This window comes from Thalassovita taeanensis (assembly GCF_900110775.1).
Classification (GTDB): domain Bacteria; phylum Pseudomonadota; class Alphaproteobacteria; order Rhodobacterales; family Rhodobacteraceae; genus Litorimicrobium; species Litorimicrobium taeanense.
In genome coordinates, this window is the sequence record NZ_FOEP01000019.1 from 1 (window position 1) to 15,167 (window position 15,167).

The 15,167-nt window shown below is 58.3% G+C and carries 16 protein-coding genes and 1 tRNA gene; 7 read left to right on the forward strand and 10 right to left on the reverse strand.

All coding sequences use genetic code 11. The features are described from left to right. Positions 1–156 precede the first annotated feature (156 nt). A complete protein-coding gene (locus tag BSF79_RS17890; protein ID WP_090271202.1) occupies positions 157–552 on the forward strand; it encodes a hypothetical protein in 396 nt (131 codons plus the stop codon). Positions 553–652: 100 nt separating this feature from the next. On the opposite strand, the gene BSF79_RS17895 is transcribed toward BSF79_RS17890, so the two are convergent. Both BSF79_RS17895 and BSF79_RS17900 read right to left on the reverse strand, forming a co-directional pair. Beyond that, a tRNA-Thr gene (locus tag BSF79_RS17895) sits at positions 653–728 on the reverse strand. Positions 729–835: 107 nt separating this feature from the next. Continuing rightward, on the reverse strand, positions 836–1,099 hold the full coding sequence (locus tag BSF79_RS17900; protein ID WP_090271203.1) for a hypothetical protein: 264 nt from the start codon (positions 1,097–1,099) through the stop codon (positions 836–838). 115 nt (positions 1,100–1,214) lie between these two features. On the opposite strand from BSF79_RS17900, the gene BSF79_RS17905 reads away from it, so the two are divergent. Further along, complete coding sequence (locus BSF79_RS17905; RefSeq protein ID WP_090271204.1) at positions 1,215–2,219, forward strand: hypothetical protein; 1,005 nt, start codon at positions 1,215–1,217, stop codon at positions 2,217–2,219. Between the two features lie 39 nt (positions 2,220–2,258). Here BSF79_RS17905 and BSF79_RS17910 read toward each other — a convergent pair whose 3' ends face one another. Next, positions 2,259–2,852: a hypothetical protein gene (locus BSF79_RS17910; RefSeq protein WP_090271205.1), complete on the reverse strand. Its 594-nt coding sequence runs from the start codon at positions 2,850–2,852 to the stop codon at positions 2,259–2,261. Positions 2,853–2,939: 87 nt separating this feature from the next. Next, on the reverse strand, positions 2,940–3,353 hold the full coding sequence (locus BSF79_RS17915) for a VOC family protein (RefSeq protein WP_090271206.1): 414 nt from the start codon (positions 3,351–3,353) through the stop codon (positions 2,940–2,942). A 99-nt stretch (positions 3,354–3,452) separates the two neighbouring features. Between BSF79_RS17915 and BSF79_RS17920 the strand changes: the two genes are divergently transcribed. Continuing rightward, entirely contained in the window at positions 3,453–4,748 is a 1,296-nt protein-coding gene (locus BSF79_RS17920) for an O-acetylhomoserine aminocarboxypropyltransferase/cysteine synthase family protein (protein ID WP_090271207.1), read from the forward strand. A 66-nt stretch (positions 4,749–4,814) separates the two neighbouring features. On the opposite strand, the gene BSF79_RS17925 is transcribed toward BSF79_RS17920, so the two are convergent. Then, a complete protein-coding gene (locus tag BSF79_RS17925) occupies positions 4,815–5,501 on the reverse strand; it encodes an SIMPL domain-containing protein (RefSeq protein WP_090271208.1) in 687 nt (228 codons plus the stop codon). 160 nt (positions 5,502–5,661) lie between these two features. Between BSF79_RS17925 and BSF79_RS17930 the strand changes: the two genes are divergently transcribed. After that, positions 5,662–8,070, forward strand: a complete 2,409-nt coding sequence (locus BSF79_RS17930) for a hypothetical protein (RefSeq protein WP_090271209.1) — start codon at positions 5,662–5,664, stop codon at positions 8,068–8,070. 22 nt (positions 8,071–8,092) lie between these two features. Here BSF79_RS17930 and hppD read toward each other — a convergent pair whose 3' ends face one another. Continuing rightward, on the reverse strand, positions 8,093–9,187 hold the full coding sequence (hppD, locus tag BSF79_RS17935) for a 4-hydroxyphenylpyruvate dioxygenase (protein ID WP_090271210.1): 1,095 nt from the start codon (positions 9,185–9,187) through the stop codon (positions 8,093–8,095). A 133-nt stretch (positions 9,188–9,320) separates the two neighbouring features. Between hppD and BSF79_RS17940 the strand changes: the two genes are divergently transcribed. Beyond that, positions 9,321–9,776: an Lrp/AsnC family transcriptional regulator gene (locus tag BSF79_RS17940; protein ID WP_090271211.1), complete on the forward strand. Its 456-nt coding sequence runs from the start codon at positions 9,321–9,323 to the stop codon at positions 9,774–9,776. A 10-nt stretch (positions 9,777–9,786) separates the two neighbouring features. Then, positions 9,787–11,667, forward strand: coding sequence for a monovalent cation:proton antiporter-2 (CPA2) family protein (locus tag BSF79_RS17945; RefSeq protein WP_090271212.1), 1,881 nt, complete (start codon positions 9,787–9,789; stop codon positions 11,665–11,667). Positions 11,668–11,676: 9 nt separating this feature from the next. On the opposite strand, the gene cobT is transcribed toward BSF79_RS17945, so the two are convergent. Further along, positions 11,677–12,687, reverse strand: coding sequence for a nicotinate-nucleotide--dimethylbenzimidazole phosphoribosyltransferase (gene cobT / locus BSF79_RS17950; protein WP_090271213.1), 1,011 nt, complete (start codon positions 12,685–12,687; stop codon positions 11,677–11,679). Positions 12,688–12,768: 81 nt separating this feature from the next. On the opposite strand from cobT, the gene cobS reads away from it, so the two are divergent. Further along, a complete protein-coding gene (cobS, locus tag BSF79_RS17955; protein ID WP_090271214.1) occupies positions 12,769–13,533 on the forward strand; it encodes an adenosylcobinamide-GDP ribazoletransferase in 765 nt (254 codons plus the stop codon). A 66-nt stretch (positions 13,534–13,599) separates the two neighbouring features. Here the strand turns inward: cobS and BSF79_RS17960 are convergent, their stop codons facing one another. The 3 genes from BSF79_RS17960 to BSF79_RS17970 form a co-directional block, all read right to left on the reverse strand. Then, a complete protein-coding gene (locus BSF79_RS17960) occupies positions 13,600–14,109 on the reverse strand; it encodes a CarD family transcriptional regulator (protein WP_090271215.1) in 510 nt (169 codons plus the stop codon). A gap of 285 nt (positions 14,110–14,394) precedes the next feature. Next, a complete protein-coding gene (fdxA, locus tag BSF79_RS17965; RefSeq protein ID WP_090271216.1) occupies positions 14,395–14,733 on the reverse strand; it encodes a ferredoxin FdxA in 339 nt (112 codons plus the stop codon). 52 nt (positions 14,734–14,785) lie between these two features. Next, positions 14,786–15,160, reverse strand: coding sequence for an RNA-binding S4 domain-containing protein (locus BSF79_RS17970; protein ID WP_090271217.1), 375 nt, complete (start codon positions 15,158–15,160; stop codon positions 14,786–14,788). Between the last annotated feature and the right edge of the window lie 7 nt (positions 15,161–15,167).

Sequence of the window (15,167 nt, forward strand, 5' to 3'; positions counted from 1 at the left end):
GTCGCTATATCGTGCTGTCTTCATCAAAAATCTCCTCAGATATAGTGCCGAGAAAATTCTACTTTTGAACACCACTAAATTTAGCGGCGATTACCCCTCAACTCGCTTGCCGAAGAAGGGATAAATGAAGAGGGCGATGCCAATCAGGCATGGGCGATGATCGCGCAATGCATAGATGATGGTGCACCGCTACCGGGCTGGGCTTTAGCTTACCTGAGATTCGCCGCTGAACGCTTGATGGAGCATGACGCGAACTCCCCAAGCGATAGGTTAGCACAAGCTCTGAAATTTCACCCAGACAAGAAGGTTAAGCCAAGCAAGTCGACGTTCGACATGCTGGAGATCGCATCGACCATATCGAACTGGCGGCGGAAAGACGCGCAATCAGAGCGTGGCGAACAAGGCATGGATGAATACTACGGGCGGTACATCGTTGAGTGGCTAACTGGGAAAGAGAGCGTCGGAACGATCAAGTCCCTTTATTACAAAGGGTTGGAAGCGCCAATGACTGAGATTGATCAGAACAGGCGGCTAGCTGAGCGTGAAGATTAAGCTCCGAATCCAATTGCAAAAGTAATTGCAAAACGGCTGAACCCCAGTCACATCATCGGCGTCAAAACGCCGCTATCAACTTGATATATATTGATTTAAATGGTGCCCCCACACGGACTCGAACCGCGGACCTACTGATTACAAATCAGTTGCTCTACCAGCTGAGCTATAGGGGCAAGCGCTATATACGCTTGGAAACTTGCACCATCCAAGGCTGTGACTGAACGCTAAGCGATCACAATTCAGTAGGTCGTCGCGGGCCTCAGCGGCGTGCGCTGTTTCTTTAGTCGAGGTGTATTTCCGATGCAAGCCCCCTAATTCCCACTTTCTTCTCGCGAAATACTGGCAATTCCGAGTTCGCCGGTTCGGCAAGTGGCGGTTTCGTGCACCAAGGCCCGAACTTCCCTACATTTGCATCTAATTGCAGGGCGCTTGGATACTCGGTGATCGCACTCCCACGCATCGGATTATTGAAGCATTGGCGCTCGTCGAAGACATCGGAACAAGCCTGACTGCCGATATGCGCTGCCAGCGCAGTGATAAACATAAATGTATTGATCGGGGAAATTCCTTTTTCCCTTCAATTCAATCCTCGTAGCCCCTTCTGAAAACAAGACGTTGCGCCTATAGTAAGCCAAAATTGGGTCAGGACAGTCACAAAGATGGCCAAACAGGCAGCGGAAATCCAACCTTTCAACATTGTCATCGTCGGTCAGGTCAACCGCCTGCAGTACGAGGCAATCCTGTTCGCCGCTTCGTTGCGTGACACCAACCCCGGCTTCAAAGGCCGCTTGTTCGTCGCTGTGCCACAACCTGGCCCACTTTGGCAGGATGATCCCAGTATCCGCAATGCGCAGATACAGGAACTCCTAGAACAGTTGGGCGTTGAAATTCTACCGTTTGAAAACCGACATTTCGGCCAGTCATACCCATATGGCAACAAGATCGAGGCACTCAGCGCCCTGCCAGAGGGTGAGCCGTTTGTGTTTTTTGATACCGACACTCTGATTCTAGATGATCTAGCGCGCGTGCCATTCGATTTTGACCGGCCGACAGCGTCGCTCAAGGTCGAAGGCACCTGGCCGCAAATCGAGCTATATGGGCCTGGATACACAGAGATATGGAAGTCGCTATACGACAAATTCGGGCTGGATTTCGACAGCAGCCTGGATCTCAGTCAGCCGGACGAATACTGGCGGCGCTATCTCTACTTCAACGCCGGACTCTTCTACTATAAATGTCCCAAGCTGTTCGGCCAGAGGTTCACCGAATACGCAGTTGAAATCAAAAACAATCCGCCGAGCGAGCTGGTCTGTCAGCAGATGAATCCGTGGCTGGATCAAGTCGCACTACCGCTTGTGATCCACAGCTTCGGCGGAGGGCGCACAATTCTGCCGCAAGGTTTACTGGATGGCGAAGTATCGTGCCATTATCGCCTGCTGCCACTGCTGTACGCACGAGAAAGCGACCGCGCAGTGGAGGTATTGGAGCGGGTGGCCCAGCCGAACCGCATCAAGAAGGTACTCAAGCAATACGAGCCGATCAAGCGAATGATCTATCAGGGGCGTGGCCAGAAAGTGCGCGACTTGTTTGACCGCAATGACCTGCCCCGCAAGGAGCAGGCCATACGCAATACAATTAAGAAAAACGGCTACTGGATGCGATAAGGGGGCGGCGCCCCCTGCTCGTTTTCAAGCGGTTCGACCTCAGGCGGTTTTTTCCAGCAATGTATAAGTCGAAATCACCTCGCCTTCGGTCTGGGCGCGCGCGATAGTTCCAGCAATATTTTTCTTACTTTTGGCGCCAACAGCCTTTTTGATCAGGCGGCCAAGCTGCTGATTCAGTGGGCGCTTCGCTTTTTCGGGATTATCATTGAGCACCGCCCCCGTCGCGGCTTCATAGAGCGTGACGTAATCGGCATCCTGAGTGGCGGTCTTCATCACGGTCAGGATAAAATGCTCGTCAAATTTGCCGTCCTGGTCAAGCTTCTGTGCCAGCTCGACGGTCTTGTCGATCACGGCACGCTTGGCCCGCAAACGCTCGGCCAGAAGATCACCGGGCTCGGCGTGATCCAGTAGGTGATTTTCCACCAGCCGTTGCAGGAAGTGCCCCACATCCATGCCCGCTTTTGTTGCTTCAGCGGCGCACAGATCCCGCACTTCTGGCTCAAGCGAGAAGGTGACCTTGTTGGCATTGGCCAAGCGGTTCAATCGCTGCTGACGCTTGTTTACCGGTTTGACCTGCGCAGCTTTGGCAACGGGTTTGGTGGTCTTTTTGATAGCTTTTTTTTTGGTGTCCATGATTGGAACTCCTAACCTCAACATACTGCACCAGTATGCCCAAATCGAGAATCCGTCAACATAAAGATACAGTATGCTTTCACGATCTTATGTTGCAAACACCAAGTCGAAATCGGCAAAGCCTTTGACCTCGATCGGGTTCCCGCTGGGGTCACGAAAAAACATAGTCCACTGCTCGCCGGGCTGGCCCTGAAACCGAGCCGAAGGCGGGATCACAAATGCCACGCCCGCCGCCTGCAGCCGTGCCGCCATCGCCTCCCAGTCAGGCATTTCCAACACCACGCCCAGATGCGGCATCGGCACCATGTGTTCGCCGACTTTTCCGGTGTCAGTCGTCTCGAACGGCTCGCCCAGATGCAGGCTGATCTGGTGGCCAAAGAAATCAAAATCGACCCAGGTTTCGGTGCTGCGACCTTCGTGCGCACCCAACAGGCCGGAATAAAAATCCCGCGCCTGATCCAGATCGCGGACGTGATAGGCAAGATGGAAGGCAGAGCGCATGTTTTGTCCTTTCGCGCAGACGGGAAGTGGCAGGCAGTTGTCTGGCAGGATCGGATGACCTATCCCTTTGTGCAAGTCAGTTTCAGGAGGAGACCCATTATGTCCGATACGCCCAACTATGGCTTTGACACGCTGCAAATTCATGCCGGCGCCCGGCCCGATCCGGCCACCGGCGCGCGTCAAACGCCGATATATCAGACCACGGCCTATGTGTTCCGCGATGCCGACCACGCCGCCGCGCTATTCAACCTGCAAGAGGTTGGATATATCTACTCCCGCCTAACCAACCCGACGGTTGCCGTTCTGCAAGAACGCATTGCCACGCTTGAGGGCGGTGTTGGCGCGGTCTGCTGTTCGTCAGGCCACGCGGCGCAGATCATGGCGCTGTTCCCGCTGATGGCGCCGGGGCGCAATATCGTTGTGTCCACCCGGCTTTATGGCGGGTCTATCACCCAGTTCAGCCAGACGATCACTCGCTTTGGCTGGTCGGCGAAATTCGTCGATTTCGACGATCTGGATGCGATTACGGCAGCGATCGATGACGACACCCGCGCAGTGTTCTGCGAATCTGTGGCCAACCCCGGCGGCTATGTGACCGATATTCCGGCGGTTGCAACGGTTGCTGATGCAGCGGGCCTGCCGTTGATCGTAGATAACACGAGCGCGACACCATATCTGTGCAACCCGATTGCCCAGGGCGCAACGTTGGTCGTGCATTCGATGACAAAATACCTGACCGGCAACGGAACTGTGACCGGCGGCGTAGTGGTGGACAGCGGGAAGTTTGACTGGTCTGCCAGTGACAAATTCCCGTCCCTGTCGCAGCCCGAGCCTGCCTATCACGGCCTAAAGTTTCACGAGACCTTCGGACCTCTGGCCTTCACCTTCCACGGCATTGCCATCGGCCTGCGTGATCTGGGGATGACCCTGAACCCACAAGCGGCGCACTATACGCTGATGGGGATCGAAACGCTGTCACTGCGGATGCAGCGCCACTGCGAGAACGCGCAAACGGTTGCCGAATGGCTGGAAAACCATCCGGCGGTGGATCGTGTCACCTATGCCGGGCTGGCGTCCTCGCCCTATCACGCGCGGGCCAAGGCGCTTTATCCCAAAGGCACCGGCGGGTTGTTCACCGTTGGGCTAAAGGGCGGCTACGCGGCCTGTGTGAAATTCGTTGAATCGCTAGAGATTTTCTCTCATGTCGCGAACCTTGGCGATACGCGCAGCTTGGTCATCCACCCCGCCTCAACCACGCACCGGCAACTGGCCGAAGCACAGCAGGTCGCAGCAGGTGCAGGGCCAGATGTGGTGCGGATCTCGATCGGGATCGAGGATGCCAAAGACCTGATCGCCGATTTGGATCAGGCTTTGACCGCCGCCAACAATGGCTAAGCCCCAAAAAACACAGCAAGGGGCCGCCACTTTGGCGGCCCTGTTTCGTTTCAGCCTTATGCCACCTTAGCGCAACGAAATCACCACATTGACCTGCTGGGTGACAGATACCTCGCCCCCCGCCACGGGGACATCGCTGCTTATCTCGGCTGCGGCGCCGCGCATCATCATCTTGGGCGCAGTTCCGCCACCACCCTCGGAAATGCTCAGCACCTCGCCCAGTTCAACCCCAGCAGCGCCAGCCAAAAGCGCCGCCTTGCGCAGCGCATCCGCGACCGCAAGCTTGCGGGCCTCATCCTGTGACGGGCGCGGATTTTGCAAGGTAAATGCCAGCCCCTCGAACCGGTTTGCGCCATCCTCCAGCACCGCCCCGAGCAGCGCGCCCAGCTGATCCAGATCGCGCACCCGAATGCGGATCGTATTAGAGGCAACAAAGCCGGTAATCTTGGCAGGCCCAGACCCACTGTGATCTTGCTGCGGATACAGCGACAGATCGCTGGTCTGCACATCACGTGGGGCCAGCCCAAGTTCCGTCAGACGCGCCAGCACCGCTGCACTCGCCTGCGACGTACGATCCATCGCGATTTGGGCCGAGCGGTCTTGCTGGGTGACACCAAGGGTGATTACCGCCATATCCGGTGCCAAATCCACCCGACCTTCGCCAGTCACGCTAATTTGCCGTGGTACGGTTTCCTGCGCAATAACAGGGGTGACGGACAGGGCCAAAGCCAAAATCGGTGCAAGCGTTTTCATCGGGATCCTCCTCGGTTTACTCTGCCAACCTGCGCGTTACGGGCCGCTAAGCAAGAGGGAAGGTGCAGTTTTTCTTTCCCTCGGCAGGAAGCTGCTATAAAATTCCTTTGGAGTGGAACGGGACTCCCGTCGCGTTTCTGGGGATGATATTGCAGGTAACATGAAGCCGAATTTCGCGTTGACTCTGTCTGCTGAAGGCATTGGCCTGCTGCACCGTGTGCCGTCGGGATGGCATGTTGTGGGCAAGGTTGGCTTTGGCGCGCCAGATCTAACGACCATTTTGGCAGAGCTGTATGGTTTCGCGCTGCGGCTGGAACCGAAGGGCGTGATCAGTAAAGTTGTTATTCCAAACGAGCAGATCAAATATCTCAGCGTTACGGTGCAATCCTCTGACCCTGCCCAGCAAGAAGTGCAAGCACAGCAGGCGCTAGACGGGGCTACGCCCTATGCGGTCGGGGATCTGGCCTATGATTGGTCCGTCGAGGATGGGCAATTGTTGATTGCCGCCGTCGCCCGTGAAACCTTGCTCGAAGCCGAGGCGTTTGCCCGCGACCACCGGTTCAACCCCGTCAGCTTTGTTGCAACCCCCGACGCAGGTAGTTTTCTGGGCGAGCCCTTTTTTGGCACCGCGCCCTGTGCCGAAATGGAAGCTGATTCCTCAGGGGCAATCCTGCGGGACCTTCAGCCGATTCGCGTGATTGGTACTGCGGAAATACCACCCGAGCCTGCGCCCGAACTCCCCGCTGCGCCAGCACCGGGGTCAGCATCCAATCCCGACATTTCAGGCGCGCCGGATATACTTAACGCATCCGAGGCAGGACAGCATCCGGACGCCTCGCCTTCAACAGCAAAACCCATTGTGATCGTGGCTCCGCCAGCCGATCCTCCGGCGGCCCCCGCCTTTTCGTCCGTCCGTGCCACTCGGGGGACCAAAAACAGCGATAAACGCGGCAGAAAGAAGCACCTGACCGGGGCCGCGCGCTACTCCGATACGCCTAGCGCGCCCAAAATTCCGGTTGAAACACCTCAACCTTTGGCAACCTCGCCGTCGCCCCCCTCCCCGACCCTAGGTTCTGAGACGGCAATAGCGGAAAGCGGTCATGACGCCCATGCTGACGTCCTGCTAAAAAGCGCCGCCAGCCTGCGCCCCGACGACCCCAGCGGCGAAGCAGTGGTGCCGGAGCGCACCTCGTTCTTCTCGCGAGCGCAACGCAACGCCGCCTCCCCGGCTGTGCCTGCACAATCCGCCGCCGCACGAGTACCCGCAGTTCAGAGCGAGCGTCAGCGTATGACGATTTTTGGCGCGCGCACGCCCGACGCGGATGCGGCGCTGGTCGGAGGGAAACCGCGCTTTCTGGGGCTGATCCTGACGGCGGCTTTGTTGCTGTTTCTTGCCGCTGTTGCGGCATGGGCTGCAATGTTTTCTCAGGATGGACTGGCTGGGCTTTTCCAGCATCGCGACACCGTTGCTGTCAGCGACCTGCGTGATCCCACATCCGAAGAACTCGCCGAAGAAGCCGACGCTGCCGCCGTTCCAGAAGACGAGGTGCAGATGGCCTCGCTTGCGCTCGACAGTGACGCCAGTGACCCTGCGGAGACCAGTGCGCCACCCGAGGTACTTGCCCAACCGCAGCTTGCCCCGCCCCTTACCGCTGAGGAGGTCGAAGCGCGATATGCTGCGACGGGCATCTGGCAAATGGCACCTGATCAGCCATCTCCACCGGATCAGACCGGGCTGGATGATCTCTATGTAGCCTCAATTGATCATCCGGTTCTGGCTGTCGATGCGGTCGCCCTGCCCGATCCCCGTGCGGCACTCAGCGATGCGCCACCGCGTGGGCAAACCTCGCCAGTTGCGGTGGGCACGGTGTTTGATACCGACCAGCGCGGACTGGTCAAGGCAACGCCCGAGGGCGCGGTTACCCCCGAAGGCGTGATTGTGTATGCTGGGAAACCTGCCTTGCTTCCGCCCCCCACGCCCACGCGCTTTGCTGAAACACCGCAATCCGCCCCGGAACGTGCCCGGCTGGCAGCATTCAGGCCCAAGCCCCGCCCCGGTGATCTGATCGAACAGACCGAACGTACTCAACTGGGAGGACGGTCCCGCCTCGAACTGGCCAAGCTGCGCCCGCGCCTGCGCCCCGAGACTGAAAAACAAGCTGCTGAGGCCGATGAAACCCCGACCGAGCAAGCCGTAGCCGCATCGATCAAACCTAAGGCTCGCCCCGGAAATTTCGAGCAGATCGTAAAACGGGCCGAAAAGGCAGAAGTCACACAGGCTGCGGCCACCCTGGCGCCCCGCTCGGTCAAACCCTCGATTCCCTCTTCAGCCTCGGTCGCGCGGCAGGCCACGGTCACGAATGCGCTGAACCTGCGCAAGGTCAATCTGATTGGGGTTTATGGCAAACCCGCCAGTCGCCGTGCCTTGGTGCGCCTGTCCAACGGGCGCTACAAAAAGGTGCAGATCGGCGATTCCATCGACGGCGGAAAAGTCGCAGCAATTGGCGAGACCGAGCTTCGCTATGTCAAATCAGGCCGCAGTATCGTTCTGACCATGCCGCGCGGCTAAACCGGGCCTTGTTCGTGGTGTTCTAGTCCACTGCAAGCTCACCCGCGTTGATCTGTTCCTGTTCGATCGACTCGAACAACGCCTTGAAATTTCCCTCGCCAAATCCATCGTCGCCCTTGCGCTGAATGAATTCAAAAAAGATCGGCCCCACCACGGTTTTCGAAAAGATTTGCAGCAATATTTTCGTCTCGCCGCCATCAACCACGCCTTCGCCGTCGATCAGAATACCGTGTTTCTCCATCCGATCCAGCGGTTCATCATGACCGACAACACGGTTTTTGCTGAGCGCATAATAGGCCTGAGGCGGAGCGGGCATGAACTGAATGCCATTGACGGAAATCGCATCAGTAGCGTCATAGATATTCTCGGTCCCGACCGCGATATGTTGAATCCCCTCACCATTGTATTTCTTCAGGTACGAGACAATCTGCCCGGTCTCACCGCGATCTTCATTTATCGGGATACGGATACGGCCGCAGGGCGAGGTCAGAGCCCGGCTAAACAACCCGGTGAATTTCCCTTCGATGTCAAAGAACCGGATTTCTCGGAAATTGAACAGGTCAGCGTAAAACCGGAACCACTTGTCCATATTGCCCTTGAACACGTTGTGCGTCAGGTGATCGAGATAGTAAAACCCCACCCCTTTCGGCTTTGACTGCGCTAGCCAGTCAAACTCGGCGTTGTAGGGGCTAGTGTCATGATACTGGTCGACGAAATACAACAGCGAGCCACCAATGCCCTTGATCGCGGGCACGTCCATGGTCTTGTCGTTCCCTTCGTAAGGCTCAGCACCTTTGGAAACCGCGTGAGCGAACGCCGCCTGCGCATCTACCACCCGCCATGCCATGGACGCCGCGCAGGGGCCATGCGCGTCGGCAAACCGCGCGGCAAAGCTGTCAGGCTCGGCGTTCAAAACATAGGTGATATCGCCCTGCTGCCACAGTTCGATATCCTTGCGCTTGTGCCGGGCCACGAGGCCATACCCCATGCACGCAAACAGCGTGCGCAGCTGATCGGGGTCAGAGTGGGCGAATTCAACAAATTCAAACCCGTCGGTGCCGGCTGGGTTTTGCGGGGTAATCCGGGCCTTGGGGGCCTGATGCGGGAAAGGTCCCATCTGCGTTCCTCCTGTTGTTCTGCGAAAAGAATACGCTCGGGATCGCCGAAAATTTGCGCATAATGACAACCGAAACCGCATTGCCATGCGTAACTATTGCGCTACTTTGACAATACACGCGGAAAATACGCACATGCTTGATCATATCGACAAACGGCTTCTGGCCGCCCTACAGAAAAACGCGCATCTGACGGCTCAGGAGCTGAGCGAGATGCTCAACCTGTCGCCCAGTCAAGCCGGGCGGCGGCGGCAACGTTTGGAAACCGAGGGGTATATCACCTGCTATGCCGCCAAGCTGGACCCGGCGCGGCTGGGCTTGGGGGTGCAGGCCTTTGTGCAGGTGCAACTTGGCACCCACGGACCAGATCAGTCGCGCAGCTTTGCGCGCTTGGTCTCATTGCGGCCCGAAGTGATCTCAGCTTGGACGCTGACCGGCGAAGCCGACTATCTGCTACGGGTTTTTTGCGAGGATTTGTCGTCGCTCAACCACCTCATCCACGAGACCCTGTTGCCCCATCCGGCAGTGTCACGTGTGCAAAGCCAGATCGTGATGGACCAATTCAAACAAGACGCCCCCCTGCCCACCTGAAAGACCTTTCATGCAAGAATTTCTGTTTTCTGCCTCGATTTTTCTCGCCGCCGCCGTGATTGCGGTGCCGCTGGCCGCCAGACTGGGGCTAGGCTCGGTTCTGGGCTACCTGACTGCGGGCATCGTGATCGGGCCCGTGCTAGGGTTGGTGGCCACCGACATTCAGGATCTGCAGCATTTCGCCGAATTCGGCGTGGTGATGATGCTGTTTCTGATCGGGCTGGAACTAGAGCCGCGCGCGCTTTGGGATATGCGCCACAGATTGATCGGGCTGGGCGGGGCACAGGTGATACTGACCGCGCTGGCAATGATGGGGCTGGCGATGGCGTTGGGGCAAGAGTGGGAGCCAGCGCTGGCCATCGGCATGATCTTCTCACTGTCATCGACCGCAATCGTGCTGCAAACCCTGTCGGAAAAGGGGCTAATGCAGACCAACGGCGGGCGCTCGGCGTTTTCTGTCCTGCTGACGCAGGACATTGCCGTGATCCCGATGCTGGCGCTAATGCCGCTTCTCGCCCATGCGCCCACCGCGATGCTGCGCGCGGATGGATCTATCGCGCGCGCGTCCGAAGTCAAAACCGCCGGAGAGCATGGCGCCAACCTGTCTTTGGTCGAGGGCCTGCCAGGCTGGGGGGTTACGTTGGTGACACTGGGCGCTGTTTTGGTGGTAATCCTTGCCGGCATTTACCTGACCCGCCCGGTGTTCCGCTTTATCCATCACGCACGCCTACCCGAGATGTATACAGCGCTGGCACTGCTGATCGTTCTGGGCATTGCATTCGTGATGACGTCTGTCGGCCTGTCGCCTGCACTTGGCACATTTCTGGCCGGGGTCGTTCTGGCCAACAGCGAATTCCGTCACGAGTTGGAAAGCGATATCGAACCTTTTAAAGGCCTGCTTCTGGGGCTGTTTTTCATCACCGTAGGTGCCGGAATCAACTTCTCGATCCTGTTTGCAGCACCTTTGGATTTGCTCGGGCTGACGGTTGCCGTACTGTTGATCAAGGGCGCGCTGCTGTATGGTCTGGGTCGGATATTCCGCCTGAAAGGGCGCAACCGCTGGCTGTTCACCCTGTCGTTGGCTCAGGCTGGGGAATTTGGCTTTGTCCTTCTGTCATTTTCACGCCAGCAACACGTTCTACCCCCTGCGCTGGCCGATAAACTCTCGCTGGTGGTGGCGCTGTCGATGCTGCTGACGCCCCTGTTGTTTATCCTCTATGACGTGCTGTCCCGCCGGATGACCGAGAGCGACACACACGAACCCGACGAAATCAATGAACAAGGTCCGGTGATCATTGCGGGCATCGGCCGGTTCGGTCAGATCGTCAACCGTTTGGTACAATCGAGCGGTTTTAAGACCGTGGTTCTGGACCACGATATGGAAACGATCAGACTTATGCGGAAGTTTGGCTTCAAGGGTTTTTTCGGTGATCCGACCCGGCCAGAGCTGCTGCACGCTGCTGGGCTAAAAGAAGCGCGCGTTCTTGTTGTCGCGCTGGACGATGCCGCAGCTGCAACGCGACTTGTGACATTGGCCCGGCGCGAACGACCCGACCTGCACATCATCGCCCGCGCCCGCGATCGCACCCACGTGTTTCAACTCTATCAGGCTGGCGCCAATGATATCGTCCGCGAGCTGTTCGACAGCTCGCTGCGCGCCGGGCGGTATGTGCTGGAAAACATTGGCCTCAGCGAATACGAGGCAGCCGAGGCCGAGCGCGTATTCTATCATCACGACCGCGAAGCGATCCGCGAACTGGCCGAGGTCTGGGATCCCAAAGTGCCATCATCGCAGAACGCCGCCTATGTTGCGCGCGCGCGTGAATTGGAAAAAGAGCTGGAGGCCGCCCTTCTTGCACAGCTGGAATTGCGAGAGGCGAAAGAAAGCTAGGCCGCGCGCCTAGCCGTCAGAAACACCGGCTTCGGCAAAGGTAGCCATGCCGGAATGACAGGCAACGGCTCCCTTGAGGATCCCGATCGCCAACGCGGCGCCCGAGCCTTCCCCCAGACGCAGCCCAAGCGACAGTAGTGGTTCCTTGTCCAGCCGCTGCAACAGCTGCGGGTGCGCCGCCTCGGCACTAACATGACCTGCGAGGCAGTGATCCAGCGCGCCCGCTTGCGCGGCCTCCAAGCAGGCGGCAGCGGCACAGCAGATGAACCCGTCCAGCAGAACCGGAATGCGCAGGTTGCGCGCGCGCGCAATCGCCCCGGCCATCGCCACCAGCTCGCGTCCGCCCAGACGCCGCAGCACCTCAAGCCCGTCGCCCTTGTCGCCGTGCAGAGCAACCCCTTCAGCCACCACACGCGCCTTGTTGGCTACACCTGCATCATCCAAACCGGTGCCGCGCCCGGTCCAGTCGGTGGCCACGCCACCATAGAGTGCCAGCGCGATGGCGGCAGCACAGGTGGTGTTCCCGATACCCATTTCGCCAGTCACCAGCAGATCCGCCCCCACATCGACGGCGTTCCAGCCCGTCGTCAGCGCCTCAAGAAACTCGCCGTCACTCATTGCCGGACTTTGAGTGAAATCGGCAGTGGGACGATCCAGTACCAACGCATGAACATCCATTTTTGCCCCGAATGCCTTGGCCAACTGGTTGATCGCCGCTCCGCTGTGCTCAAAATTCAGCACCATCTGTTCGGTGACTTCTGCCGGAAAGGCCGACACGCCCTGAGCCGTTACGCCATGATTTCCTGCAAAGACAATCACTTGGGGCGCAGTCAGTTCAGGCCGTCCGGTCCCCCGCCAGCCCGCATACCAGATCGCTAAGTCCTCCAGACGCCCCAAGGCACCAGGCGGCTTGGTCAACTGGCCATTGCGGGCTTCGGCCTCTTTGCGGGCCGAAAGATCCGCCGTAGGGGCCTGCGCCAACTGGTCACGGAAATCATCGAGCGAAGAAAAGGCGGTCATGGCAACTCTTTCGTCTGTCGTCTGTTGCCTGCGTGTTTACCGCAATGCTATCGGGGGGCAAGGACACAATGGGCCGGTTCCATGCGCGAAAACGACACTTCCCTGATCCGACCACTCGATGCGGCTGTCGCGTTGAGCCTGCTCAGCCGCCTGCCTCTGCCGCATCTGCCCGAAGCGGCGTATGCACGTAGCGCGAGAGCGGGCTGGGCCTATCCGCTCGTCGGCGCCATTCTGGGGGCGATTGCCGGGCTGGTCGGGACGGTCGCGCTAGCGCTTGGGATGTCTGCGCCTGTAGCAGCATTGCTGGTGCTAGGCTGTTTTGCGATCACCAGCGGCGCCATGCACGAGGACGGGCTGGCCGATACCGCCGATGGGTTTTGGGGCGGCTGGGACAAAGCCCGACGGTTGGCGATCATGAAGGACAGCCACATCGGCACCTATGGTGTGATTGCGCTGGTGCTTTCGCTGCTGGCGCGCTGGTGGGCGTTGTCGCTGCTGCTCGACGCGGGCGGCGCAGTCTGGGCGCCGTTGATCGCCGTGGCCGCGCTGTCGCGCGCCGGGATGCCCGCGCTTATGGCCGCCCTACCCCACGCACGCGCCGACGGCCTATCGCACAGTGTAGGCCGTCCTGCGGCAGGCACTGCGGCTTTGGCTTTTGCAGCGGCGCTGATGATCGGGCTGGTCTGCTCGGGCACAGCGATTCTGACGCCGATCATTCTGGCAACGCTTGCTGTCACAGGGTTCGGTTGGCTCGCCAAAGCAAAAATCGGCGGACAAACCGGAGATATTCTGGGCGCGAGCCAACAGATCGCCGAGATTATTCTGCTTCTGAGCCTGACGGCCTGAACGCTTGGCATGAAAAAACCGCACCAGAAAGCGCGGTTTTTTCCATTTTTATCTTTAGCAATGGCGTCACGCTGCGCGCGACACCAAAACCTCGTCCACCTTTTTGGCAGCGTCGACTTCGTCGCTGCCCGAAACGGCGGCCACTTCGCGGGTCAGACGCTCAAGGGCCGCTTCATAAAGCTGACGCTCGGAGTAGCTCTGCTCGCGCTGATCGTCGGTGCGATGCAGGTCACGAACCACCTCGGCTATGGCAATCAGATCGCCCGAGTTGATCTTTTGCTCATATTCCTGGGCCCGGCGCGACCACATGGCCCGCTTGACCTTGGCCTTGCCCTTCAGCGTCGTCATCGCCTTGGACACGACATCGGGGCTCGACAGTGACCGCATCCCAATTTCAGTAGCCTTGTTGGTCGGCACTCGTAGGGTCATCTTGTCTTTCTCGAACGAGATGACGAACAGTTCCAGCGTGAGACCGGCAATTTCCTGCTCTTCGATCGAAATGATCTGACCGACGCCATGGGCGGGATACACCACATATTCGTTCGGGCTGAATTCGGACTTCTTCGTTTTGCTCATGCAATCCTTCCTCGCAAGGACGACCTGATCATCGGCAACACTTAAAATGGCGAGGTACATTCATACACTCGTCACTACAGAAATTTGCGCGAATTAAACCGTCCATGGGCAGCAGCGCATGTGGACGGGATCAGGCGGTCTTCGTCATGTTTTTGACATATACCACAAAATTCCGGCATCCGAAAGCGCCACACAACAGAACCGCGATAAAACTCAGCAAAATATGGCCAAGTTTCCTTTCATCCTTTTGATCATTTTCCGTTTTGAGACCGAAGTAGCCCCGAATCAGCCCCCCTCGCCGGGAGCCTCGGAAAAGTATTTGGTCAGCTTATCAGCTTCTCCGTCGCGCTCTTCGGACTCGGGCAACGGGTCTTTTTTAGTGATGATGACCGGCCACATTTCTGAATATTTCCGGTTGAACTCGACCCACTTTTCCATATCCGGCTCGGTATCGGGACGGATTGCGTCGGCTGGACATTCAGGTTCGCACACGCCGCAGTCAATGCATTCATCCGGGTGGATCACCAGCATGTTTTCACCCTCATAGAAACAATCCACGGGGCAAACTTCGACACAATCAGTGTATTTGCAGGCAATGCAGTTGTCGAGCACGACGTAAGTCATATCTGTCTCTCATCTTTCGTTCTTACCGGACTAGCTAGAACAGCGTTCCCGATCATTCAAGCTCCTGCGCGCGATCAAGATCGAGTTTTCGCCTTTCGCGCTTGGTCGGGCGCCCTTTGCCCTCATATCGCGGGGCGCGCGGGACATCGTCCTTGACCTCGCTCAAATCGGCATAAAGCATTTGCGCCTCAGGGGCCGGACCGCGGCGCAGGCCAATGGCCAGAATCCGCACCACCCGAATATTGTCGCCCTGTGGAAAGGTCAGAACATCACCCGGCCCAACCATATGCGCCGGTTTGGCGGCTTTTGCGCTATTGACGCGCACATGTCCGCCGACAACCAGACTGGCCGCCAGCCCACGGGTTTTGACAAACCGCGCGTGCCAGAGCCATTTGTCGAGCCGGAGTTTGGGCACGGGATCACTCACCGTCTAG